The following is a 24345-nucleotide window of genomic DNA, read 5'->3' as shown; positions in this document are numbered from 1 at the left end:
CGCCCTGCAGAGCCGCTGACGACCGGCCTACCCGCCGTCGCTGACCGCGGCCAGCCGTTCCTGGACGCGGGCGTGGCGGAACTGGTAGACGCCGCCGGCCTGGCGCAGGACGCCGCGGCGGTGGGCGTCGTCGAGGAAGTGCATCAGGCGCCAGGGCAGGCGGCCCGTTGCGGCCAGCCACACGTGGTGGACGAAGTAGTTGCCCCACGCCCGCGTCACCAGGACCGTCACGCCGATGCCCACGCCGAAACACGCGCCGGCCACGAACGGCAGCACCGGGCTCGTGGCCGCCGGGAACACCTGGCCGCCCGCGATCGCGCCCGCCAGGCCGTAGCACGCCGCCGCGGTGCCGCGGGCCATGAAGAACCCGAACGATGCGCCCGCCAGCCCGGCGGCGATGGCCAGCGCCACGTCGAACCGGCCGCCCAGCACCGGCAGGAACCGCGTCTGCGCGGTGAACGCGAACGCCATCCCGTCGAACAGCCCCAGCGACACCATGAACGAGACGGACAGCGCGATCGCCCCGGTCCGCTCGTTGCGCAGGATCGTCTGCGGGCTCGACACGCGGCTGGCGTCGACCGGTTTCGCCAGCCACACGTGCACCGCGAACACCAGGCCGAACACCAGCGCCAGGAAGACGACCAGGCCGGTGGCCAGCGACCAGCCCAGGCCGAGCAGGACGCCCACGCCCGCGCCGATCGCGAAGCGGCCGGCGAACTTCCGGGTGGCGCCGGCGAAGCGCAGCTCGGTGCGCAGCGGCTCCGGCGCCCGCCCGAAGCGGTGGGTCAGGTAGCCGGCGCCACCGAACGACAGGCCGTAGACCGCCGCCAGCGCCGGACCGTCGTCGACCCAGCCGGTGACGACGAAGCACAGCGCGATCAGCACGCCGATCAGGGCCGCGCGGGTCCCGGCGGGCACCGCCCGGTACAGCTGCCACCAGGCCAGGTCCCGGCTGCGGGCCCGTTCGAGGTGCCGGGCCAGGAAGCCCAGCCAGCGCGTCGCCTGGGCCGCGGTGTACCGCCCGGACGGGCTGGTCTTCGGGTTCCGCCCCGGCGGCTGCGGCACCTGCGCGTAGGCGTGGGGGACGAACGAGTCGAGCAGCTGCCCCTCGATGGCCCCGGCGTCTTCGGCGTCGAGCAGCTCCGCGGGATCGGCGTGGGGACGGCCGTAGACGATCCGCGCCAGGTCGACCATCAACGGCGTCCGCAGCACCCGGCCCAGCGGTGCGTCCGGATCCCGGCGCAGCCGGTCGGCCACGGGGAGCCAGCGGTCCTGGCCGGCGCCCTCCCGCGCGGACAGGTACGTGACCGCCTCCTGCCGGGCGACGGGCTCCAGCCGCACCACGGTCGCGGCTCTCAACACCGGGCCGGATTCGCGGGTGACCTGCTCGTACTCGACGGAACGGCAGGTCAGCACGAGTGAGCGGCCCACGGCCATGGTCTGGTCCAGTGCGTCCAGCGCCGCGGCGCGCAGGTCGGCCGGCATCTCGTCGAGGCCGTCGAGGACCGGGACGACGTGGCCGCCGAGGACGAGCCGGGTGGGCGCGTCGGTCCCGTACTCCCGGGCGTTGAGCAGGGCCGGGTGGTTGTCGGCGAGCCGGCTCGCCAGCCACCGGTCGAGGTGCTCCCGCCGCGGATCCCACGACGCCAGGGACAGCAGGACCGGGACCGGGGTGTCCGGCGCCCGGGTGCGCAGCAGCTCCAGCGTCAGCATCAGGGCGAGCACCGACTTGCCGGAGCCGGGATCGCCGAGCACCACCAGCTGCGGCACGGGCAGCGCGGCGAACGTCTCCGCGATGTCGTCGAGGTCGCCGCGCAGCGCGGGCTTTCCCGGGCCCGCGACCGCCGACCAGCGCAGCATGATCGGCTGCGGCCGGTGCAGCGAACGCAGCTCGGCTTCGGCGCGCCACTGCCACGTGACGGCTTCGGCCAGCTCGGTGACCGCACGGTCGAACCGGTGGCGTGGCGGCGCTTCCGGCGTCGGCTCGGGGGCGATGGCGGCCGGGGCACCGGGCGTGGCGTCGGTGAGGATCTGCTCGTGGAGCCGCCGCAGGTCGGGGTTCGGATCGACGCCGAGCTCGTCGGCCAGCCGCCGGCGCAGGCCGTGGAACAACGTCGAGGCCTCGGCGTAGCGGCCTTCCTTCGCCAGAGCACGCATCAGGAGCAGGTGGGACAGCTCGCGCATCGGGTGCTCGCCGCAGAACTCGGTCAGCTCGCGGACGACCTCAGCCGTTTCGCCGAGCCGCAGCCGCCATTCGGCGCAGAGTTCCACGGCGTCGGCGCGCTGTTCGTCGAGCAGCGCGGCGCGACCGGCCAGCGTCGTCGTCCGCAGCCCGTCGAGCGCCGGGCCACGCCACAGCGCGAGCGCCTTGCGGATCTCTTCGACGGCGTCGACGAGCTTCGCCCGGCCGGCGAGTCCTCGTGCGGCCGCGACGTGGCGGCGGAACCGGAGGGAGTCGAGGTCGTCGGCGTCGGTCTGCAGGCGGTACCCGGGCCCGTCGGTGACGATCGCCCCGCCGGCTTCGCCGAGCCGGCCCCGCAGGGCGGAAACACAGTTCCGCACCTGCTTCACCGCCGTGGCCGGCGGCTCGTCCTCCCAGAGCGCGTCGATCATGCGCTCCACCGGGACGACCGAGTTGGGATTGAGCAGCAGGGCGGCGAGCGCGCGCTGCTGACGCGGGCTCGCCAGGGTGACCCGGCTTCCGTACGCCTGCACTTCCAGCGTCCCGAGAATCCGGAACCTCATCGCATCCCCCTCGTTTTCCGGCCGACGCCCGCGTCCGGGTCCGAAACGCGCAGGTGAAGCGGCAGATGCCGGCGCGAGGACGAAACGAGGACGGCGTCCGGAACCCTAGGGGCACGGCGAAAGAGGGGGAATGCCGGGGCGACCCGGTGGCGGGCGCGTCGTTGGGGGTCGCGCCCTCCACCGGGGGCGCGAACGTCCGCGTCACGGTGGCGGGAACGCCGTGGGTGCCGGCTCGTAGCCGAGCCGGTCGATCGCCGCGGTGATGTCCAGGGAGCGTTCCATCGCGAACTGGCTGATGACGTACCGGTTCAGCCGTCCCCCGGGAAACACTCTCGCGAGCGGGGACAGCAGGCCGGCCGGCAGGTACGCCGGTCGTGCGGGCACTCCCGCCGAGGCCAGCAGGCCGCGCACGGCCCAGTCGATCGTCACCGGAGCGCTGTCGGCGATGTTGAACACGCCCGAGGGCACGGTTTCGGCGGCCGCGGCGAGCAGGCAGGCGCGCGCCAGGCTGCCCACCTCGGTCATGCTGACCAGTACCGTGCCGTTGCCGGGGACCAGCAACCGGTTCCCGCGCACGTTCTCCAGCAACCGCGGCAGCAGAGTCGTGTCGCCGGTGCCGTAGACGGCGTGGGGCCGCAGGACGATCGCCTCGCGGGCGACGGCCCGCACGAGCTGTTCGGCCGCGGCCTTGGCCGCGGCGTAGACGTTGAGGTAGCGGCTCACCGGAGCTTCGTGCTCCTTCGCCCGCACAGTCGGCCGGTACGGGTCGTACACGCTGGCGCTGCTGACGTGGACGATGCGGCAGCCGGGGAACGACGCCAGCACGTGGTGGGTACCGAGGAGGTTGGTCCGCCACACTTCGCGGGCCACCCCGGTGTCGGTCGCGGACGCCGCGCAGTGCACCACCGCGTCGACGTCGGGGGGTTCGGCGAGCTTGCCCGCCGCGATGTCCCACGACCGGTACCGCGCACCGCCGATGTGCTCCGGGTCCGCCGCCGCACGCCTGCCGAAAGCCGTCACCGGCCAGCCCGCCGCCGCGGCGGCCCGGCAGACCGCGCCGCCGACGAAACCGGTCGCGCCGGTCACCGCCAGTCTCATGGCCGGCCCGCGGCGATCAGCTCACGCAGCCGCCGCCGGTCGAGCTTGCGGGACCGGCCCGAGCGCGGCAGTTCCGGCAGGACGACGATGTGGTCGGGCACGGCCTCGGCGTCGATGAGCTCGGGCAGCTGCCGGCGCAGCCGCCGGACGAGGCGGGCCGGGTCCACGTCGTCGCTGTCGGCCACGACCGCGAGCACCACGGTCTCGTCCTCGGTCACCGGGTCGGGCGTGCCGACCATCGCCGCTTCCCGGACTCCCTCCAGCAACGCGATCGACGGCTCGTACAGGCCGGGATAGATGTTGTACGTGCCCCTGATGAACATGTCCTTCTTACGGCCCGTCATGACGATCCGGCCGTCGTCGTCCAGCGTGGCCAGGTCGCCGGTGGCCAGCTCGGTCAGCCGTGGCGCACCGAGGTAGCCGAGGCAGGCGTTGGGCGCGGACACCAGCAGTTCGCCGTCCTCGGCGATCCGGGCGGTCACCCCGGACGACGGTGTCCCGAGCAGATCACCCGGGAGCCCCCGCTCGATGTGCGCCAGCTTGTCCTCCGCGCGGGCGACGGCGAGCGGGATCGCCTCGGTCATCGCGTAGATCGAGAGCACTTCCCCGCCCGGTACCGCGGCCAGCGCCTGCCGCAGCACGGCGGGTGCCGCGGGCGCGGACCCCATCACCAGGTGGCGGACGTGCCCGGGCCACTTCGGGAGGACGCGGAACACCTCGGCCAGGTGCACCGGCACCCCGTAGGCGTGGGTCACCCGCCGGGCCGCGAGGTCGTGGGCGAAGCGCTCGGGCGGCGCGGACGGTTTCGGCAGGGACAGCCGGGCGCCGCCCAGCAACGCGGGCAGCCCGGCCATGATGCCGTCGGCGTGCATCACGTCACCGGGCGCGAACGGCAGGTGCTCGCCGAGCATCGTCACCGCCGAGGTCAGCGACCGCAGCGTGTGCACGACACCCTTCGGCTGTTCCGTGGTGCCCGAGGTGAACACGATGAGCGCGGGCGCGTCCCAGTCCGGTTCGGGCGCCGGACCCGGCGCCCGGGCCGGCAATTTCCGCAGCGGCCGGGCCGAGCGCGGCACCCCCGGCAGCCGGCGTCCGATGTGGACGTGCCGGATGCCGCGATCGGCGATCGCCTGCCGCAGGTCCGGCACCGGCCAGCCCCGGCGCCGGCAGAAGCCGCGGACCGGCCCCACCACGCTCGCCGTGTAGAACAGCGACTCCGCGATCAGCCAGCGCGGCCGGTAGGCCCGCAGCCGCGCCGACACCAGTGCCGGCCCGACGGCCGTGTCCGCCGAGATGAGCACCGCACCGGCCTGCAGCGCACCCAGGAACAGGCCGATCGCCTCGGCCGAATTGCGGACGGCGAACAGGACGCCGTCACCGGGCTCCAGTCCCTCGGCGCGCAGCCCGGTGCTCACCGCGAGCGCGAGGCGGCGCAGGTCGCCGAAGGTCGTCGTGGTGCCGTCCGGATCGATGACGGCCACTTCGCCGGGCCGCTTGCCGGCTTCGCTCAGGAATCGGGTCACGAAATCGTTCATGCGCTGCTGACCTCCAGTCGCCGGTAAGCGGGGAAGAGCACTCCGGGTGCGGCGCGGCGAGCGGTGATCCGCAGCGGAGCGCCGTCGAACAGGGTGCCGAGGATGGCGTGGATCTCGGCCATGGCGAGCGGATAACCGAGGCAGAAGTGCGGCCCCGCCCCGAACCACAGCCGCCGCAGCTCCGGCGGGTGCGCGCGGCCGAGATCGAACCGGCCGTGCGCCTTGGCGCAGTTGAGAGTCGACAAGACGACCCGGTCCCCGGCGCGTACCTCGACCCCGCCGATCCGCCCGGGCCGGACCGCGTTGCGCAGGATGATCGGCGCGGGGGTGATCAGCCGGGCCGTCTCGTTGATCGCGGCCTCCACCGGCTGCGGGTCACCGCTCCGGTGGGCCGCGGCGACACCGGCGAGCTCGCCGTGGTCGTGGAGCACCGCGACCATCCGGGGCAGCAGGCTGGTGATCGTCTCGGTGCCGGCGATCAGGAACGCCGACGCGAGCCCCCGCGCCTCGGCTTCGGCCAGCCCGAACGCCCGCATCCGGCCGACGGCGGTGTTCTCGTCCCCCTTCTCCCAGGCGAGCGAAGTCGTGGTGCCGATTTCCGCGACGATGGCGCGTGCCCTGGCGATCTGCTGGGCGTTCAGGCTGAGCTTGCCCAGTTTCACCAGGCCGATGATCGCCGTGGCCTGCCCGGTCATCCGCAGGTAGGCCGCCTCCCGCTCCGCCGTGGACCCCGTGACGGTGAAGCCGACCAGCGCGCTGGTCACCGCCCCGGCCACGATCTTGGTCGTGTGCACGACATCCACCGGCCGGCCCCGGCTCAACGTCTCGGCCACCCGGGCCAGTGGCTCGGTGCACACCGCGTCGATCAGCTGGCGGACGTAGGCGGGCGTGAAGAATTCGGCGAGCTTGCGCCGCATCGCCCGGTGGTCGGGGCCGTCCATGTTGACCAGCATCGAAGGGCCGAAGACCGGCGTCCACAGGTCCGCCTCGGTGCCGCCACCGCTGCGGAAGGTCTCGGTGTCGGTCAGCACTTCCCGGGCCACCGCCGCCTCGTTCACGATGACGCCCAGTCCGGGCACCCGCACCACGGGACCCAGCCGGCCGAGGACGCGGATGACCGGGTACGCCAGCGGGTGCGCCGCCAGTTGCAGCCGCAGCTCGTGCGCGCTCGCCCTCATCGCACGTCCACCGTCTCGCCCTGGTAGCCGTGGCTGGTGTACCAGGCGAAGGTGTTGCGGATACCCCAGGCCTTGGTCCGCCGCTGCGACCAGTACACGACCATGTCCCGGCGCCGCCCGTAGGCCCGGGTCACGCACCGGACGCGGTTCACCAGCGTGCGGTCTTCGTGGTCCTCCTCGATGGACGAGCGGGGATAACCACCGCACCGCTCGTACAGGCGCGCGGTGATGGCGGTGTTCCCGCCCGCGCACAACAGGTACGGCCCGAGGTACTCCGGTCCCCGGTTGGCGCGGCGGAACCGCGCGAAGAACCCGCCGAACGCCACCAGGAACGCCAGCACGGCCCGCTCCGGCCGGGACACGGCGAAGTCGTCGGTGCGCGCCTTGAACCGGCCCCCGACCAGTTCCAGCCCGGACGCGAACCCCCGCATGACGGCTTCCGTCCACTGTGGTGCGACGAGGCAGTCCGCGTCGGTCCGGGCCACGTGGGTGGCGCCGCACTCGATGGCCCGGCGCACGCCGGTGTCGCAGGCGGCTCCGGTGCCCTTCTGCGGTTCGCTGATCACCCGGACGTCCATCCCGGGATGCGCCGCGGCGAACGCGCGGACCACGTCGGCCGTCGCGTCCGTGCTCGCGTTGTCCACCACCAGCACGGTGAAGTCGGGGTAGCGCTGGCCGGCGAGCGAGCGCAGCGGCCCCTCGATCCACTTTTCCTCGTTGTACGCGGGGATGACGACCCACAGCTGTGACAACCGGGGCTTCGCCCCGGGCCGGGGGCTTCGCCACCCGGACCCCCGAAAAGCGCGCTGTGACAACCGGGACTTCGCCCCGGGCCGGGGGCTTCGCCACCCGGACCCCCGAAAAGCGCGCTGTGACAACCGGGACTTCCCCCCGGACCGGGTGCTCATGACGGCAGCTCCGCGAACAGCACGCCGATGCTGATCCCGCCGGCCAGCCCGATGAACGCGACCTTGTCGCCCGGGCCGCACCGGCCCGACTCCAGCGCCAGGCTCAGCTGCAGCGGCAGGCTGCACGAGGCGACGTTGCCGTGGTCGGCGATCGTCACGACGAGTTTGTCTTCCGGGACACCGCTGCCCTCGAGGAAGACCCGCAGGTGCGGCAGGCCGACCTGGTGCACGCAGAAGACCGCGAAATCGTCCCGGCTCAGCCCGGTGCGCGCCAGTGCGGCGTCCAGCTGCGGCCGGACCCCGCGCATCACGGACTCCATCAAGGTGCGGCCCTCGCCGCGCATGAAGCCGTCGGCGACCGGATCACGGGAGTTCGCGCCGCCGTGTCCCGGGATCGAGCTGACGTTCCAGCGGGACGAATCCGCGGAGAAGTCCCGGTGGAAGATACCCGGGCCCGCCGACGCTTCCAGCAGCATCGCGGCCCCGGCGTCGGACAGGGTGTAGCCGGCGAGGGAGTCCACGAACTGCGCGCGGTCCGCGACCGACCACCGGACCACCCGGGAGCCGGTTTCGCCCGTGCAGACCAGGATGCGGCGGTACTGCCCGCCGCGGATGAGCGCCTCCGCGACCTGCATCCCGTTGAGGAAGCTGTTGCAGGCGTTCTTGACGTCGAACACCGGGCAGGACGCGCCGAGCTTGGCGGCCACGACGTGCGCCGTGGCCGGCTCGATCAGGTCCTGCGAGGCGGACGCGAACACGATCAGGTCCACCTCCTCCACGCCCCATCCCTTTTCGGACAGCAGTTTCGCGGCCGCGGCCACGGCGAGGTCGGAGGCCAGCTCGCCGGCGGCGGCGCGGTGCCGCGTCCTGATCCCGCTGAGCTTGCCGATGGCGCCCGGCCGGGGCGTGAAGCCGGGGCTCCGGCGGGCGATGCGTTCCTCGATCTCCCGGTCGGCGACCAGGGTCGGAGGCAGATGGGCGGATACCCCGCCGATCGCCACGTTCATGACAGCGTCCTTTCGCTTGTCTCAGCCATTCGTGAACGCCAAGGTGACGTTGTGCCCGCCGAAACCGAACGAGTTGCTGATCGCCGCGGTGAGCGTGACCCGGCGCGGTTCGCCGGCCACGACGTCGAGGCCGATCCGGTCGTCGAGCGTGTCGAGGTTGGCCGTGGGCGGCACCAGACCGTCCCGGACCGACAGCACGGTCGCGATCGCCTCGACCGCGCCGGATCCCCCGAGCAGGTGGCCCAGCGCCCCCTTCGGCGCGGTGACCACCGGGCCGTCGCCGAGGACGCGCCGGATCGTGACGCTCTCGGTCAGGTCGCCCAGCGGCGTGGACGTCGCGTGCGCGTTCACGTGGCCGATGTCCTCGGCACCGAGCCCCGCGCGGCGCAGGGCGGTGGTGATGGCGGTGCTCTGCCCGACACCGTCCGGGTCCGGCGCGGTGATGTGGTGGGCGTCGTTGCTCATGCCCACGCCGGCGAGCGTGCCGTACGCCTTCACACCCCGCGCCGCGGCGAAGCCCGCCCGCTCCAGCACGAGGATGCCGGCCCCCTCCCCCAGCACGAAGCCGTCCCGGCCCGCGTCGAACGGGCGGGACGCCGTCTCGGGGCTGGCGTTGCGGGTGCTCATCGACCGCGCCCGCGTGAACCCCGCCATGATGGCGGGCGTGATGCAGGCGTCCGTACCGCCGGCGACCACGACGTCGGCCTCCCCCGCCATGATCATCCGCCAGGCCCACGCGATCGCCTCGGCCCCGGACGCGCAGGCCGACATCGGGGCGTGCACCCCGGCCCGCGCCCGCAGCGCGAGGCCGACCAGCGCGGCCGGCCCGTTGGGCATGACCATCGGGATCAATTGCGGCGACACCGCGCGCAAACCCCCCTCCCGCAGGGCGTCGTGCTGGGCGACCAGCGTCGTCGCGCCCCCGATCCCGGTGCCGATCACCACGCCGCACCGGAGGGGGTCCACCGTGTCGCCGGTCAGGCTCGCGTCCCGGCAGGCCTGCCGGGACGCGACCACGGCCAGCTGTTCGGCCCGGTCCATGCGCTTGAGCTCGACGTGGTCCAGGTCCCGGTCGGGCTCGACGGCCAGCCGCGCGGCGATGCGCACCGGGAACTGGTACTCCCGCGTCCATTCGGTGTCCAGCGCCGACGCTCCGCCGCGGCCGGCGAGCAACCCCTCCCAGGTGGCCGGCACGTCACCGCCCAGCGGCGTGGTCGCGCCGACGCCGGTGACCACGACCTCGATGTCGTTGCGCGGCAGGCCGTTCACGCCACGGCGCGCAGGTAGTCGGCGACGTCGCCGAAGGTGTGCAGCCGGTGGAGGCCGTCCTCGGGGATCGTCAGGCCGTAGCTGTTTTCGATCTCGTCGGTCAGCTCGACCATGGCCAGCGAGTCGATGTCCAGTTCGTCGCGCAGCGACAGGCCGGTCAACGGGCGTCCGGCGGACCGGGCCAGCGGATCGGTCCCGGACACCTTCTCGATCAGCTGGGCCAGGGTGCGCTCGACGTCGTCTGAGGTGGTCACAGTTGCCTCTCGGGTGGATTGAGTGGAGCTACCGGGCCGGAGGGCCACACCGAGGAGGTTGGCGACGGGCGCTGACCGACAGCTGACGGGTGGCCGTGCGCGCGGCCCGTTCCCGGGCCGGCTGTGCGCCGCGCACAACCGGTTCGCGGCAACTGCCCAGCCGGCCGAAGCGCTATCGTCGGCGGATGCCGGGGCCACCGCACGCCAGGACGGTCATCCGCGAGGTGGCCGCCGCCGTCCTCGCCGAGCTGCCGGCCTTCGCCGACCGGCTGGTCGAGCGGGCTGCCGTCGAGGAGAAGACGTTCTACGCGCGCGATGACTGGATGGCGCCCGCGGACATGCGGCAGTCGTTCATGGACAACGCCCGCAGCGCGCTGCTCCTGATGAGCGGCGAGCACGAAGCGCGGGACTGGATGGCGGCCCCGCTGGCCACCGGCCGCCGCCGCGCCGAACAGGGCGTCCCCCTGGAGGCGGTGCTGCACCTGTTCCGGTTGGGCACCGAGCTGCTGTGGGACATGCTGCTGACCGCGGCCCGCCGCCGGTCACCGGACGAGCTGGACGAGTTCGTCGACGGCGTGATGGTGCTGTGGCAGGCGACCGATCGCGTCTCGATGGCGATGGTCGAGGGGTACCGGTCCCGGGAGATCCAGCTGCAGACGCGGGCGAACCGGCGCCGGGAACGGCTGCTCGGGGTGCTCGTCGAGGGCCGTGGCGTCGACCCCGCCGTGGCGGCGGACGCCGAGGCCGGCCTGGGGTTGCCCCTGCACGGCCGGTACGTCGTGGTCCTGGTCGTCTGCGACCTGGCGGCCGAGGACATGGCCCCGGTACCCGAACTGGCGGCGGTGGGGGTGCGCGTGGCCGTGGCGCCGTACCGGGACCGCGTCGTCTGGCTGCTGGAGCTGGGCGGCGTCACCCCGGGCCGGCTGGCCGCCCTGCTCACGCCCCACCTGCACCACCGCGCGGGTATGTCCGGCGAGGTCGCCGGGCTGGCCGAGATCGGGATCGCCTACCGGCTGGCCGAACTCGCGCTGCAGACCCAGCCGGCGGAGGTGCCGGGGCTGGCCGTGCTCGACGACCGGTTGCCCGAGGCACTGGTGGCCGCCAGCCCGCGGCTGGCCCAGCGGCTGGCGGCCAAGGCTTTGGGCCGCGTCCTGGAATTGGAAGACGAAGAACGTCAAGTGCTCCTGGAGACGCTGCGGGCGTGGTTCCGCGCGGGCCGCTCCGCCGCCCGCGCGGGCGAACTGCTGTACTGCCACCGGAACACGGTCCTCAACCGGCTGCGCAAGCTGGAGCAGCTCACCGGCGCCTCCCTGGAAGACGACCGGCACCAGCTGTGCTGCCGCCTGGCCCTGATGGCGCCCCGGGAAAATCCGTGAATGCCACCTTGAGGGACGCTGAATCCCTCCAGGTGGCATGCACGGATTTCGGCTAGCTGCAACTGACGCTGGGCCAGTTCCAGTTCCCGTTGGCCATGATGGTGACACCGAAGTTGTTGCCACTGCCGTTGGGTGTCCCGACCATCACCTGGCTGCTGGGCCAGGTGGCGTTGACGTTCCAGGTCGAACTGATCTTCGCCGGGCTGGGCACGTTCATCGTGACCGTCCACGAGGAGGAGCCGCTGACCGAAACGTTGAGGTTGTACCGGTCACCCCAGGACTGCCCGGCCGAAAGCGTTGCGCTGCAACTGCCCCCGCCCGGCGTCGTGGGCGTGGTGGTGGGGGTCGTCGGGGTCGTCGGGGTCGTGGGCCCCGTCGGGGTGGTCGTCGGGGTCGTGGTCGTGCCCCCGGCGTTGAGGGCGTTCAGCACCGAGGTGTAGGCGGCCTTCTTGTTGCCGTTGCCGTCGAACAGGAGCGGACTCTCGCCGGACCGCCACGAGTCGCTGTCCCGCACGCCCCACACGGTGATGCCGACGCAGCGCGCGACGTTCATGCACGCCTGGGTCAGCGCCGAGTACTGCGCAGTGTTCGAGTTCGTGACGTCGACCTCGGTGAGCGCCACGTCGACGCCGAGCGCCGCGAAGCTGGAGAGCGTGGTCTGGAAGTTGCCGGGGACCGAGCTGCCGCCGGTGAAGTGGGCCTGCAGGCCCACGCAGTCGATCGGCACACCGCGGGACTTGAAGTCCTGGATCATGCGGTACACGCCTTGGGTCTTGCCGTAGCTCCAGTTGTCGATGTTGTAGTCGTTGTAGCAGAGTTTCACCGACGGGTCGGCCGCGCGGGCGGTCCGGAACGCGACCTCGATCCAGTCGTTGCCCGTGCTCTGCAGGTTCGACGAACGACGGCTGCCGTCTTCGTTGAAGGCCTCGTTGACCACGTCCCAGTAGGCGAGTTTTCCTTGGTAGTGGGCCATCACCTTCTGGATGTGGTTGATCATCGCGTTGCGGAGGTTGCTGCCGCTCATGTTCTGCATCCAGCCCGGTTGCTGGGCGTGCCAGGCGAGCGTGTGACCCCGGACCCGCGAGCCGTGACTGACCGCCCAGTTGTAGATCTGGTCGCCCGCCGAGAAGTTGAACTGGTTCTGGTTGGGCTCGGTGGCGTCGGGCTTCATCTCGTTTTCGGCGGTCACCATGTTGAACTCGCGCGCCGCGATGGTGGTGTACGCCGAATTGCCGAGTCTGCTCCCCGCGATCGCCGTGCCGAAGTACCGGCCGGACTGCGCGGCCGCGGCGCCCAGCGTGCCGGCCGCGGCATCGGCGCCGGGCGCCGTCACGAGGACGGCCGCCGCCGCGGCCACGGTGGTCACTCCGGCCAGTACGCGACTGGCCGGTGACCGCCACCAGCGTCTGCGGCGCGGGTCCGACGAAGTTCCTGCCATCCGTGCTCTCCTTCGGGCTGCACGCCCAGAAAACGCCGAGTCGTCGGCACCTGGACGAATCGATGAGATTTCCGCTACTGCCAGCAGGAGAGCACGCCGCCGGATCGCCACGCAAAAAGTTTCGATCGACTTTCGGAGAATCCGGCCACGGAGCACCGGATTCCGCGCGGTGTCCGCCGGTGGAGCGCGCAGGCCGCAGCCGGGCCGGCCGAGGACGTCACTCGGCCGGCCCGGCCCGGCGTGCCGGTCAGCCGTTGCGCACGATCCGCCACCGGGTGGCGGCGGCGCCGTTGTCGGGGCCCTGCACGGCGAACGCACCGGTGGCGGTCGAGCCGTTCTCGATGGTCAGCAGCTTGCCGCTGTTGACGTTGCGGATCTTCGCCGTCCCGTCCCCCTGGTCGACGACGGTCCACCGGTGGTCGGCCGTGCCGTTGTCCGCCCACTGGAGGACCTGGGCGTTGTCCGCGGTCGCCATGTCACGGACGCCGAGCACCTTGCCGCTGTTGGCGTTGCGGAACCGGACGGCGGTCCCGTCGGTGACGATTTCCCAGTTGTGGTCCGCGGTACCGCTGTCCGACCACTGCAGCGCGCGGCCGCCGTCGGCGGTGGACATGTTCTCGACGCCCAGCACCAGCCCGCTGCCCACGTTGACCAGCCGGGACGTCGTCCCGCCGGAGCCGCCGCCGGTGTTCCAGTAGACCGTGTAGTTGAAGCCCTGCGCGTCGTAGAAGGGCACCAGGTTGACCGTGGAACCGTTGGCCTTGGCGCTGAAGGCGAGCGCGCTGCTGCTGGTCCGCGTGATCGAACTCTGGTCGAGGGCCGGGAGCGCGCTCAGGGAGCTGGTGCCGTAGTTGCCGGCCAGGACGACCGGGCCGTAGGTGATCGCCGCGACGTTCGCGTTGTCGTTGGCCGGCCGCAGGACCGGTTTCATGGGCAGCCGGACGGTGACCGCGTCGCCCGCGGCCCAGGACCGGGTCAGGGTGGCGTAACCGCCGGGGGTGGCGGTCACGTTCTGCGCGACGCCGTTGACGCTGATGGTCGCCCCGGCCGCCCAGCTCGGAATGCGGATGCGCATGGCCCAGGTCCCGCTCGCGTTCCCGGTGACCGTCAGCGTGGTCGTGTCACTCGCCGGGTACGACGTGGTCTGGGTGACGGTGATGCCGCGCTGGGTCCAGGTGAGCACCGAGGGCAGGAAGAGGTTCACGATCAGCGTGGTGCCGGCGGAGAAGTAGATCGAGTCCGCCAGTTTCGTCTGGGTTTCCAGCCCGCTGCCCTGGCAGCACCAGAACGAGTCGTAGTCGGTGCTCCACGTGCCGCCGCCCCAGGCGGGGCCGACGCCGCGGCGGCCGCCCGGGTTGAGCGAATTGAAGTACGTGATGTGCCCGTGGGCGTCGGCCGGGTTCTGCTGGCCGATCATCTGGTTGAGCAGCGCCCGCTCGTAGTACTCGGCCAGGTCGGCACGGTCCGGGTACAGCGCGAACAGTTCCCTGGTCAGCTTGAGCATGTTGTAGGTGTTGCAGCTCTCGCACGTGTCCTGGTTGAGGTACGCGGCGATGGCGTTGGGCGCGCGGAAGTGCTCGGCCTGGCTGTTGCCGCCGATGGCGTAGGTGTGCGCGCCGACGGTGATGTTCCACGCGTTGGTGGCGATGTCCCGGTAGCGGGTGGTGCCCGTGGCCTTGTACTCGCGCGCGGCGCCGATCCACTTGGGCACCTGGGTGTTGGCGTGCAAGCCGTTGAGCTGGTCCCGGTTCGCCGCCAGCGGGTCGAACACGGCGGCGTGGTCGAACCGCTGCGCGACGGTCAGCCACCGCGCGTCGCCGGTGTACTGGTAGAGGTCGGTCAGCACCGCGTTCATGCCGCCGAACTCGGTGCCCAGCACCGACTGCATCTGGCTGTAGCTCAGTCTTCCGGTGCGCCGATCGACCCACGCCGCCAGGTTCAGCAGCACGTCACGGGCCTGTGTGCTGTCGGCGTAACGCCACACGTCGAGCAGGCCGGCCATCGTCTTGTGGACGCAGTAGTACGGCACGTTGCCGTTCGTCAGGCGCCCGGCCTCGAGGGCGTCGAAGTCCGACTCGGGGAAGCCGGACAGGTACCCGGCCGTGAACCCGGCGGCGCCGTTGTTGGCCTGGCACTTGGCCAGTTCGGCGACCATGGCGGTGGCCTTGTCCCGGCAGGTGGTGTCGCCGGCGACGGCCCACAGCTGCGCCCAGGCCGTCAGGAAGTGCCCCTGCACGTGGCTGCGGAACGGGAAGCTGGGCGCGTCCCAGCCGCCGTTGGTGGCCGCGCCGTTGGTGGAGAGCCGGTGGTTGGCCCGGAAGTTGTACAGCAGCCGGTTGACGTCGACGAACCGGAGGTAGTTCTGCGTCCGGTTCTGGTTGTCCAGCCACCGGCTCGCGGTCAGCCGCACCTGGCCGAGCTCGAACGGGAACGCGGACACCCCGGCGTCCGAGCGGACCGGGGCGGTGGCCGCCTGGGCGGGCGCCGCGCCGAGGGCGGGTCCGGCGGCCGAGGCGAGGGCGGTGGCTCCGACGGCTTGCAGCAGTCGCCGCCGGGTGAAAGACGAGTTCACCGGGTTCTCCGTTCGTCGCTGAGAGGAGGACGCGGTGGCACGTTAGCGCTAACATTGCCGGCTGTCACGGCCCCGACGTCGGTCCGTCGGTCGCTCAGGTGCGTGAACAGCGCGGAATGCGGGCAACCGCGGCCTCGAACCGGGTGAAAATTACCCGGTGCGGTCCGATCCCAGCCCGAACCAGCGTCCCGGCCGGACGTCTACCGACGTGACCACTTCACCCGGACGGACCAGCGGGTTGTCCGGCCTGACCAGCCGGCCGCCGAGCACGGGCGAGGCGCCCCCGGAGGACCGGCGCGGGCCGTGGCGGCGGTGGCTGTACGCCCTCGCCGTGGTCGCCTTGCTCGCCGAGATGGCGGTCGCGATGCTCACGACGGCCGTGCAGCAGACCCCGACCATCGACGAGCCCGTCTACGTGGGCACGGCGGTCTTCTCCCTGGAGCAGCACAGCCTGCGGTACAACGCCGAGCACCCCCCGCTCGGCAAGCTGATCATCGCGGCCGGGCCGGCCTTCGCCGACGTGCGCCTCGACCCCGGTTTCGCCGGCGACCAGACGCAACTCGGCAGGCACGTGCTCTACGAGTCGGGCCACGACCCGGGCCTCCTGCTGCTGCTCGCCCGGCTGCCGGTGATCGTGCTGACGCTCCTGTTCGGGCTGGTCGTCTTCGCGTTCGCCCGCGAACTGGCCGGCCCGGCCGGCGGAGTGGTGGCACTGGCCCTGTACGCGTTCTCCCCCGACGTCATCGCGCACGGGTCGCTGGCGACCCTCGACGTGCCGGTGGCCGGGTTCCTGGTGACGTCGGCCTGGCTGCTGTGGCGGGCCCGGCGCCGCCCCGCCCGCCACCTCCCCCTCGCGGGACTCGCCCTGGGCGCGGCCGTGGCCACGAAGATGAGCGCCCTGGCCGCGGTCCCCGTGCTGCTGCTCCTGGTCGTGCTGTCCGTGCAGCGGGCCCGCCGCACTCCCGGCGATGGCCCGCGACGGACGGCCCGGCACCTCGGGCTCGGCGTGGCGGCGGCCCTCGGCGTGGCGCTGATCGCGGTCGCCGTGGTGTGGGCCTGCTACCTCGCCGTGGATCCCCGGCTGCGCTGGACGACGCCGCCGGGGCTGCCGGCCGGCCACGGCTTGCGCGCGCTCGCCGGCCGGCTGCCGCTGCCCCGGCCGTACCGCGACGGGCTGCGCCTCCAGTTCGGCCTGGAGGACCAGGTGTGGACCACGTTCCTGTTCGGCAGGCTCCACGTCGGGTCGCTGTGGTACTACCTCCCGGCCGCGCTGCTGGTGAAGACGCCGCTGGGCCTGCTGGCGCTGGGGGTGGCCGGCGCCGTCGTGCTGGTGGCGGTGCCCCGCCTGCGCCCGGCGGCACCGTACGTGCTCGTCCCCCCGGCCGTGCTGCTGGCCGCGGCGATGACCGGCAGCCGCGACCTCGGCGTCCGGTACGCGGTCTTCGTGCCGATGTTCCTGGCGATCGCGGCGGCCGGGGCGGTCGCCGTACGCCGGCGGTGGGCGCACGGCGCCGTGGCGGCCCTGGTCGTCTTCGCCGCGATCAGCTCCCTGCGGACGTTCCCGTACTACCTGCCGTACTCCAACGAGGCGTTCGGCGGCCCGGCGCAGACCCACCTGCGCCTGCACGACTCGAACGTCGACTGGGGCCAGGACCTGGGCCGGCTGGCCGACCGCCTGAGGGAGCGCTACCCGGGTGAGCGGATCTGGCTGGTCTACAAGGGCAGCGGAGTGCCGTCCCGCTACGGCATCGACGCCGCCGACCCGCTCGCCGTACCCCCGGCCGACGTGCACGGGCTGCTCGTCGTATCGGATTCCGCCCTCGCCAAGGCGGACGACCACCTGGCGGCGCTCGTCCGCGGCAGCACCCCGATCGACGAGGTCGGCCACTCCGTCACGATCTTCCGCCGTCCGTGATCCGGCGGGCGCTGCACCGGCCCGGTCGCTGAAAGTTTCACCGGCTGCCGGGCTCCGAACAGCGGCGACGCCGGACCCGCCGCCGGCGGCTTGCCAGAACCGGATCGGCTGCGAACGATTGGTGCCGGACCGGGCTGCGGACCGGCGGTCCACGGCCGCCGGCGCGCCGGCGGCCGGCAACGGCCGGAGCAACCAGCCCCTCGCCCCTCTCTGTGACGGAGATCCGATGTCCTTGCGCTCCCCCGGCCGGCGACGGGCACGGCTCACCGCCGCTTCCCTGGTCGCCGCGTCGATGACCGCGGCCACGCTCGTGCCGTCCGCGTGGGCGGCCGCCCCGGCTCAGCCGGGCGCGGTGCCCGTCTACCGCGACACCCACTACAGCTTCGCCGAGCGGGCCGCCGATCTCGTGGCCCGCATGACGCTGCCCGAGAAAGTGCTGCAACTGCGCACCAACAGCGCGCCGGCCATTCCGCGGCTCGGCGTGCAGCAGTACACGTACTGGAGCGAGGGGCAGCACGGGCTCAACACGCTGGGCGCGAACACCGACGACGGCACGGCCACCGGCGGCGTGCACGCCACGAGCTTCCCGACCAACCTGGCCGCCACGATGTCGTGGGACCCGGACCTGATCCACCAGGAGACCACGGCGATCTCCGACGAGGCCCGCGGCATGCTGGACAAGTCGCTGTGGGGCGTCACGCAGAACAACATCGGCCCGGACAAGAACAACTACGGCTCCCTGACCTACTGGGCGCCGACGGTGAACCTGGACCGCGATCCGCGGTGGGGCCGCACCGACGAGGGGTTCGGCGAGGACCCGTACCTGGTCGCGAAGATGGCCGGGGCGTTCGTGAACGGCTACCAGGGGCAGACCCCGGCCGGCCGGCCGATGACGCCCTACCTCAAGGTCGCGGCCACGGCCAAGCACTACGCGCTCAACGACGTGGAGAACGACCGGCACGCGGACTCCTCGGACACCACCGAGGCCAACCTCCGTGACTACTACACCAAGCAGTTCCGGCACCTGATCCAGGACGCGCACGTGTCCGGCCTGATGACGTCGTACAACGCGATCAACGGCACGCCGGCGCCCGCCGACACCTACACGGCGAACGCACTGGCCCAGCGCACCTACGGCTTCGACGGCTACACCACGTCCGACTGCGGCGCGGTCGGCGACGTCTACGCGCCGGGCAGCCACAACTGGGCGCCGCCGGGCTGGACCACGGCCACCGCCGGCGCGGCGACGCAGTGGACGAACACCGCGACCGGCCAACGGGTTTCCGGGGCCGCCGGCGGCCAGGCGTACGCGCTGCGCGCGGGCACCCAGCTCAACTGCACCGGCTCGGAAGCCACCGTGGCCAACATCCAGGAGGCCATCAAGGCCGGGGTGCTGTCCGAGGGCGTGCTCGACAACGCACTGGTGCACGTGTTCACCACGCGCATGCAGACCGGCGAGTTCGACCCGCCGGACCGGGTGGCCTACACGAAGATCACCAAGGACGCGATCCAGAGCGCCGCGCACCAGGCGCTGGCCGAGAAGGTCGCCGCGAATTCGCTGGTGCTGCTGAAGAACGACCCGGTGTCCGGCACCGGTGCGCCGCTGCTGCCCGCCGATCCGGCGAAGCTCGGCACCGTGGTCGTCGTCGGCGACCTCGCGGGCAAGGTCACCCTCGGCGGCTACTCCGGCGAACCCGCGCTCCAGGTGAACGCGGTGCAGGGCATCACGTCCGCGGTCAAGGCGGCCAATCCGGGCGCCACGGTCACGTTCGACGCGTGCGGCACCTCCACCGGGACGACCACGGCGGCGAGCTGCTCGGCCGAAACCCTGAGCGCCCTCAAGACGGCCGATCTGGTCGTGGTGTTCGCCGGGACCGACACCAACGTGGCCACCGAGGGCCGGGACCGCACGAGCATCGCCATGCCGGGCAACTACGACTCGCTGATCGACCAGGTCAAGGCGGTCGGCAACCCCCGCACCGCGCTGGCCGTCCAGGCGGCGGGCGCCGTTTCCCTCGGCCACGCCAAGGAGGGTTTCCCGGGCATCGTGTACAGCGCGTACAACGGGGAGAGCCAGGGCACCGCGCTGGCCGACGTGCTGTTCGGCAAGCAGAACCCCAGCGGGCACCTGAACTTCACCTGGTACGCCGACGACACGCAGTTGCCCGACATGAAGAACTACGGCCTGACGCCGTCCCAGACCGGGGGCATCGGCCGCACCTACCAGTACTTCACCGGCACGCCGGCTTATCCGTTCGGCTACGGCCTTTCCTACACCCGGTTCGCCTACTCGCACGTCCACGCCGACACCCGGGCCGTCGACGCCAACGGGCAGGTGACCGTGCACGTGGACGTGACCAACACCGGCAGCACGCCCGGCGCCACCGTCGCCCAGCTGTACGCCGCCACGGCGTTCGGCGTGCCCGGCGTCGAACTGCCGCGCCGGCGCTTGGCCGGCTTCAAGAAAACGGACGTGCTGGCCCCCGGCCGGACCCAGCACGTGGCCATCCCGGTCCGGATCAGCGAGCTGGCGCTCTGGGACCAGGGCAAGCGCCGCGAAGTGGTGTACAACGGCGCTTACCGGTTCGGCGTGGGCGCCGACGCCGGCCACCTCGCCGGCACCGCCACGGTGGCCGTCACGGGAACCCTCAAGCCGAAGACGCGGTACGTGACCGTGCAGCCCGATCAGGTGGTGTTCGCGCCGGGCCAGAGCCTCGACCTGACCGGCAAGAACCCGTGGATCGCCGATGACACCGCCCAGGCCGCCGAGCACGTGCCCGCCGACCACATCGTCGAGGCGGTGCACGACGACCAGTCGTTCGTCGACCTCGCGCGGGCCCGGATCGGTTACCGCAGCAGCGATCCGCGCGTGGCCCAGGTGAGCAGGACCGGCAAGGTGACCATGGTGGCGCCCGGCGTCGCGACGATCAGCGTCACGGTCGACGGGGTCACCGGCACCACGCCGGTGGTGGTCGAGCAGCCGTTCACCCTGAGCGCACCGGCGCAGGTGAAGGCGGGCACGACCTACACCGTCACCACCACGCTGCCGAACCCGGCCGGCGCCCGGCCGTTGCGCGACGTGGCCCTGACGCTCAGCGTGCCCACGGGCTGGACCGCGAAGGCCACTTCGCCGTCCACCTTCCCCGTCGTGGCCGCCGGGCAGACCGTCAGCACCACCTGGGAGGTCGGCGTGCCGGCCTCGGCTCAACCCGGCAAGTTCGACGTATCGGCGCAGGCCACGTTCACCTCCGTCAACGGGCGGGGCACCTCGGTGGACGCGACCACCGTGCTGCTGCCGCACCCGCCGTACCCGTCGTTGCCCGCGGCGTACAACAACGTGGGCATCAGCGACGACGCCACCCCCGGCGCCGGCAACTTCGACGGCGGCAACGCCAGCTTCTCCGCACAGGCACTGGCCGCCGCGACGCCCAGCCTCACGCCGGGAGCGACCTTCACCCACGACGGGTTGACGTTCACCTGGCCGGACGCCCAGCCCGGGAGCCCGGACAACGTGGTCGCCGGGGGCGTGGCCGGCGGGCAGACCATCGCGCTCTCCGGCTCCGGTCACACCCTCGGCCTGATCGGCGCCGGCGACTACGGCAGCCCGAGCGGAACCGCGACGGTGACCTACACCGACGGCACCACCGAGTCCCACTCCGTCAGCTTCGCGGACTGGTGGGCCAATGCGGCGACCGGCGGCGACATCCTCACCACGCTCCCGTACCTCAACAACAGCAGCGGACGGCTGAACCAGCCGGTGAGCCTGTACTACGCCCCGATCCCGCTCCAGCCGGGCAAAACCGTGCAGTACCTGACGCTGCCGGACGTCAGCGACGGGGCGAACATGGGCACGGCGGCGATGCACATCTTCACCGTCGCCATCGGCTGAGGCGCGGGGTCAGCGGCCGCAGCCGAAACTCGCGGCGCTGTCCGGATCACCGGCGTGGTACCGGGGCCACGCCGGATATTCGCAGAGCGGCCGGGTGCGGTGGTGGGTCAGGTCGGTCACGACCTGGCCCACCGGCGGCCGTCCCGTGTCCACCCAGCGCTCCAGCGCCGAAAGGGAGTCCCAGCCGGCCGCGAACGCCGGGGTGCCGAAGTTGGCGTGGTTCGCCCCGGGCACGACGTAGTACCGCAGGAACGCCTCGGTGGCCCGGGGGCCTGCCACGGCACGCACCCGCTCGTAGTAGTCGCTCGTCGAGTACGGGGAAACCAGTTCGTCCGCGGCGCCGTGGAGCAGGATCAGCTTCCCGCCGGCCCGGGCGAACGGGCGCAGGTCCGCGTCGTTGCGGTCCTGGACCGTGGACAGGGCACTGATCCGGCCGAGCCACGGGCCGGGGTGGCGCGGGTCGACGTCCAGGGCGTCGTGCCGCGGATCCCGGGTCAGGAAGTACTTGACCCACTGGTCCCAGTACTGCATGCCGTAGCCGCTCGTCACCGGCATCGGGTCGGCCGGCGCGGTGGTGCCGAACCCGAGGAACGGGGTCCGCAGGTCCGCCCCCGAAAGGAACGGGAAACCCGGGTAGCCGGTTTCGCCGCCGGCGATCCGGTACGGCCACTCGAACGGGGAAGACATCGCGATCACGGCGCCGATCTGCGCATCCGACAGGCAGGCCGGACCGGTATCGGCCCCTCCCGGGCAGCGGAGCACCCGCGGATCGAAGCGGCAGCCGCCCGGGTTCGAGACGACCTTGTCCTCGACCCCGTCCCGACCGTCACACGCGCTGACGACGCTGTCGTAAAGGAGCGTCTGCTTCGCGGGCCCGGGAAAAGCGCCCGGGCGCGACAGGACTTGCGCCAGGTAGCCCAAATCGAGGATCTCGGCGAGGTTGTTCCAAGCCGGGTAGGCGGAAATCACGCCGTCGAACGCGGCCGGCCACCGCTGGGCGACGACGAGTGCCTCGCGGCCGCCGGTCGAGCCGCCCGCGAAGAACACTTCGGCGGGCTGCATCCCGTAGGCGTGCCGGATGACGAACAGGCTCGCGTCCCGGGTCTTCTTGAGCGCGTCACCGGCGGCGAAGTTCGTCAGAGCCTCGTCGTTCACGCCGAACGACCCGTCCAGCGACGGCGGGGACGCCGGGTTCTGCCGGTGGCCGGAGTCGCTCGCGAACGTCGCGTACCCCCGGGCCAGCGGCACCGGCCGGTCGGCGGGGCCGAACGGCACGTTCGCCGTCAGGTCGGGGATGGTGCCGTCGTACCCGCCGCCGCCGAACATCATCGCCCGGTGGTTCCAGGCGCGGGGCAGCGCGACGCGCAGCTTGATGGCGGGCGCGGCCGGGTCGACGGGGAAGAGGTCGGCGTCGGCCTGGCAGTACTCGCCACCGCCGGGACCGGACACGACCGAAGCCGACGTCACGCGGCCCCCGGTGGTCGGCAGGCTCATCACCGACGCGGGGATCCGCAGGCCGGCCAGCCCGGCGCAACCCGGGGTCGCCGCGGCGGCGGGTCCGGGCACGCTCGCCGCCAGCACCAAGGCCGCCGACACGGCGAGCCGACGTGTTCTCCTCATACCGGCCTCTTCTCCTGATTTCGCGGGACGCTCAGGCGGTGGAGGTGCGCACCCGGGACGGCGTCCGGATCGGCCCGGACTCCGGCGGGGTTCGTCTCGGGCAGGAACCACGCGCTGACGAAGGTGATCAGCCCCATCACCGCGATGTAGGCGGCCACCGGCAGGGTGCTCCCGGTCTTCGCGATCAACGCGGTCATCAGGAACGGCGTGCCCCCGCTGACGATGATCGCGGACAGCTGGTAGGCCAGCGACGCGCCCGAGTAGCGGACGGCGGGGGCGAAGAGCTCGCCGAGGAAGCTCGCGATCGGGCCGTAGGTGAGGCACTGGAACGCGAAACCCACCGTCACCGCAACGAAGATCAGCGGCAGCGAAGCGGTGTCGACGAGCCCGAAGTACGGGAACGCCCAGAGGGCGACCCCCAGGCCGCCGATCAGGATCAGCGGACGGCGGCCCACCTTGTCCGAGAGGTACCCGGACCAGGGGATGGCCACGAGCATCGCCACGGAACTGATCAGCACGACCGCGAGCAGCCCGTCGCGCTGGAGCTTGAGCGTGCCCGTGCCGTAGCTCAGCAGCCCGGAAATGCTGACGTAGAACAGGCTGTTGGTGGCGGACAGCAGCCCGCAGCCGAGCAGGATGGTTCCCCACTTGCTGCGCAGGACCTGCGCGAGCGGCGCCCGGACGACCGGGCCGTCGTGGTGCGCCACCTCTTCTTGCAGGCGCCGGAACTCCGGGGTGTCCTCCACCTTGGCCTGGATGTAGAGCACCACCCCGAACATCACGACGCTGAGCAGGAACGGGATGCGCCAGCCCCAGCTCAGGAACGCGGCGTCCGGCATCAGGCCGCTGGCCGCCACGAAGATCAGGTTGGACAGGACCACGGCCACGGGCACGCTGGTCTGCCCGAAGGTCCCGGCGAACCCGCGTCGCTTGGGACTGGCCGACTCGGTCAGCAGCAGGACGATGCCGCCCCACTGCCCGCCGGCCGCGAGGCCCTGGACGAAGCGCAGGATGACCAGCAGCGTCGGGGCCAGTGCCCCGACGGACGCCGCGCCGGGCAGGCAGCCGATCAGGAAGGTCGCGGCGCCCATCAGCGCCAGGCAGGCGACGACCACCGGTTTGCGCCCGTACTTGTCCCCGAGGTGCCCGGCGAGCACCCCGCCGATCGGCCGCGCCACGAAACCGGCCCAGAACGTGCTGAAGGCCAGGAGCGTCCCGGTCAGCGCCGAGGCGTGCGGGAAGAACACCTTGGGGAACACCAGCGCGGCCGCGGTGCCGTAGAGGAAGAAGTCGTACCACTCGATCGAGCTGCCGACGAGCCCCGCCGCGAGCAGCTTGCGGAAGGCCCGGCGCCGGGTCGTGGACAACCCGGCGCCGGACTGCCCTTCGGGTGGGGTGAGCGGGATGGCCATGGATGCCGCCTTCGTCGAGGAGCTCAGGCACGTGATGGCGGTGATGTTAAGGCGCCGTTACGCTGCTTTCTGAGGTGTGGACCACCCACTCCTCCCGCCGGGACAGTGGGTCTTTCGCCCACCCGATGC

General features: G+C 72.3%; 15 protein-coding genes. 3 read left to right on the top strand and 12 right to left on the bottom strand.

Annotated features, from left to right (window positions below; all coding sequences use genetic code 11):
• Nucleotides 1-27 precede the first annotated feature (27 nt).
• The 8 genes from AB0M80_RS19620 to AB0M80_RS19585 all read right to left on the bottom strand — a co-directional run bounded on the left by AB0M80_RS19620 (nt 28) and on the right by AB0M80_RS19585 (nt 9994).
• Nucleotides 28-2745: a BTAD domain-containing putative transcriptional regulator gene (locus AB0M80_RS19620; RefSeq protein WP_364566437.1), complete on the bottom strand. Its 2718-nt coding sequence runs from the start codon at nt 2743-2745 to the stop codon at nt 28-30.
• 201 nt (nt 2746-2946) lie between these two features.
• Nucleotides 2947-3843: an NAD(P)-dependent oxidoreductase gene (locus AB0M80_RS19615; RefSeq protein ID WP_364566435.1), complete on the bottom strand. Its 897-nt coding sequence runs from the start codon at nt 3841-3843 to the stop codon at nt 2947-2949.
• Nucleotides 3840-5378: a class I adenylate-forming enzyme family protein gene (locus AB0M80_RS19610; RefSeq protein WP_364566433.1), complete on the bottom strand. Its 1539-nt coding sequence runs from the start codon at nt 5376-5378 to the stop codon at nt 3840-3842. Before AB0M80_RS19610 ends, AB0M80_RS19615 begins: the two co-directional genes overlap by 4 nt.
• A complete protein-coding gene (locus tag AB0M80_RS19605) occupies nt 5375-6556 on the bottom strand; it encodes a cytochrome P450 (RefSeq protein WP_364566430.1) in 1182 nt (393 codons plus the stop codon). The genes AB0M80_RS19610 and AB0M80_RS19605 overlap by 4 nt, the downstream gene beginning before the upstream one ends.
• Nucleotides 6553-7308 carry a glycosyltransferase family 2 protein gene (locus AB0M80_RS19600; RefSeq protein ID WP_364566427.1) on the bottom strand — a complete coding sequence of 252 codons (756 nt, stop codon included), beginning with the start codon at nt 7306-7308 and terminating at the stop codon, nt 6553-6555. Before AB0M80_RS19600 ends, AB0M80_RS19605 begins: the two co-directional genes overlap by 4 nt.
• 152 nt (nt 7309-7460) lie before the next feature.
• Complete coding sequence (locus AB0M80_RS19595; RefSeq protein ID WP_364566424.1) at nt 7461-8471, bottom strand: ketoacyl-ACP synthase III; 1011 nt, start codon at nt 8469-8471, stop codon at nt 7461-7463.
• 21 nt (nt 8472-8492) lie between these two features.
• Nucleotides 8493-9740, bottom strand: coding sequence for a beta-ketoacyl-[acyl-carrier-protein] synthase family protein (locus AB0M80_RS19590; RefSeq protein WP_364566422.1), 1248 nt, complete (start codon nt 9738-9740; stop codon nt 8493-8495).
• Entirely contained in the window at nt 9737-9994 is a 258-nt protein-coding gene (locus AB0M80_RS19585; RefSeq protein ID WP_364566419.1) for a phosphopantetheine-binding protein, read from the bottom strand. Before AB0M80_RS19585 ends, AB0M80_RS19590 begins: the two co-directional genes overlap by 4 nt.
• A 185-nt stretch (nt 9995-10179) precedes the next feature.
• Here AB0M80_RS19585 and AB0M80_RS19580 point away from each other — a divergent pair, with 185 nt between their 5' ends.
• Complete coding sequence (locus AB0M80_RS19580) at nt 10180-11370, top strand: helix-turn-helix domain-containing protein (RefSeq protein WP_364566416.1); 1191 nt, start codon at nt 10180-10182, stop codon at nt 11368-11370.
• A gap of 52 nt (nt 11371-11422) precedes the next feature.
• Here the strand turns inward: AB0M80_RS19580 and AB0M80_RS19575 are convergent, their stop codons facing one another.
• Together AB0M80_RS19575 and AB0M80_RS19570 are read right to left on the bottom strand one after the other, a co-directional pair.
• Nucleotides 11423-12808 (bottom strand): endo-1,4-beta-xylanase, encoded by a 1386-nt coding sequence (locus AB0M80_RS19575; RefSeq protein ID WP_364566413.1) that lies wholly within the window; start codon nt 12806-12808, stop codon nt 11423-11425.
• A gap of 247 nt (nt 12809-13055) precedes the next feature.
• The gene (locus AB0M80_RS19570) at nt 13056-15380 is read right to left on the bottom strand and encodes a beta-L-arabinofuranosidase domain-containing protein (RefSeq protein WP_364566410.1); all 2325 of its coding nucleotides are present in this window, start codon (nt 15378-15380) and stop codon (nt 13056-13058) included.
• A 208-nt stretch (nt 15381-15588) separates the two neighbouring features.
• Here AB0M80_RS19570 and AB0M80_RS19565 point away from each other — a divergent pair, with 208 nt between their 5' ends.
• Nucleotides 15589-17295, top strand: coding sequence for a phospholipid carrier-dependent glycosyltransferase (locus AB0M80_RS19565; RefSeq protein ID WP_364566407.1), 1707 nt, complete (start codon nt 15589-15591; stop codon nt 17293-17295).
• Nucleotides 17296-17521: 226 nt separating this feature from the next.
• A complete protein-coding gene (locus AB0M80_RS19560) occupies nt 17522-21184 on the top strand; it encodes a glycoside hydrolase family 3 C-terminal domain-containing protein (RefSeq protein ID WP_364566404.1) in 3663 nt (1220 codons plus the stop codon).
• A gap of 9 nt (nt 21185-21193) precedes the next feature.
• Here the strand turns inward: AB0M80_RS19560 and AB0M80_RS19555 are convergent, their stop codons facing one another.
• Both AB0M80_RS19555 and AB0M80_RS19550 read right to left on the bottom strand, forming a co-directional pair.
• Nucleotides 21194-22804, bottom strand: a complete 1611-nt coding sequence (locus tag AB0M80_RS19555; protein WP_364566401.1) for a tannase/feruloyl esterase family alpha/beta hydrolase — start codon at nt 22802-22804, stop codon at nt 21194-21196.
• A complete protein-coding gene (locus AB0M80_RS19550; protein ID WP_364566399.1) occupies nt 22801-24216 on the bottom strand; it encodes an MFS transporter in 1416 nt (471 codons plus the stop codon). Before AB0M80_RS19550 ends, AB0M80_RS19555 begins: the two co-directional genes overlap by 4 nt.
• Nucleotides 24217-24345 lie beyond the last annotated feature (129 nt).

The organism is Amycolatopsis sp. NPDC051045 (assembly GCF_040682955.1).
Taxonomy (GTDB): Bacteria; Actinomycetota; Actinomycetes; order Mycobacteriales; family Pseudonocardiaceae; genus Amycolatopsis.
The sequence above is the reverse complement of the archived record's forward strand: the minus strand, read 5'-3'. Positions and strand labels throughout refer to the sequence as shown.

What these genes read in the sequence shown, in the direction of transcription:
- AB0M80_RS19610 (WP_364566433.1), bottom strand. Translation starts at nt 5,378, where the DNA reads ATGAACGATTTCGTGACCCGATTCCTGAGCGAAGCCGGCAAGCGGCCC.
- AB0M80_RS19615 (WP_364566435.1), bottom strand. Translation starts at nt 3,843, where the DNA reads ATGAGACTGGCGGTGACCGGCGCGACCGGTTTCGTCGGCGGCGCGGTC.
- AB0M80_RS19555 (WP_364566401.1), bottom strand. Translation starts at nt 22,804, where the DNA reads ATGAGGAGAACACGTCGGCTCGCCGTGTCGGCGGCCTTGGTGCTGGCG.
- AB0M80_RS19580 (WP_364566416.1), top strand. Translation starts at nt 10,180, where the DNA reads ATGCCGGGGCCACCGCACGCCAGGACGGTCATCCGCGAGGTGGCCGCC.
- AB0M80_RS19595 (WP_364566424.1), bottom strand. Translation starts at nt 8,471, where the DNA reads ATGAACGTGGCGATCGGCGGGGTATCCGCCCATCTGCCTCCGACCCTG.
- AB0M80_RS19550 (WP_364566399.1), bottom strand. Translation starts at nt 24,216, where the DNA reads ATGGCCATCCCGCTCACCCCACCCGAAGGGCAGTCCGGCGCCGGGTTG.
- AB0M80_RS19575 (WP_364566413.1), bottom strand. Translation starts at nt 12,808, where the DNA reads ATGGCAGGAACTTCGTCGGACCCGCGCCGCAGACGCTGGTGGCGGTCA.
- AB0M80_RS19560 (WP_364566404.1), top strand. Translation starts at nt 17,522, where the DNA reads ATGTCCTTGCGCTCCCCCGGCCGGCGACGGGCACGGCTCACCGCCGCT.
- AB0M80_RS19605 (WP_364566430.1), bottom strand. Translation starts at nt 6,556, where the DNA reads ATGAGGGCGAGCGCGCACGAGCTGCGGCTGCAACTGGCGGCGCACCCG.
- AB0M80_RS19620 (WP_364566437.1), bottom strand. Translation starts at nt 2,745, where the DNA reads ATGAGGTTCCGGATTCTCGGGACGCTGGAAGTGCAGGCGTACGGAAGC.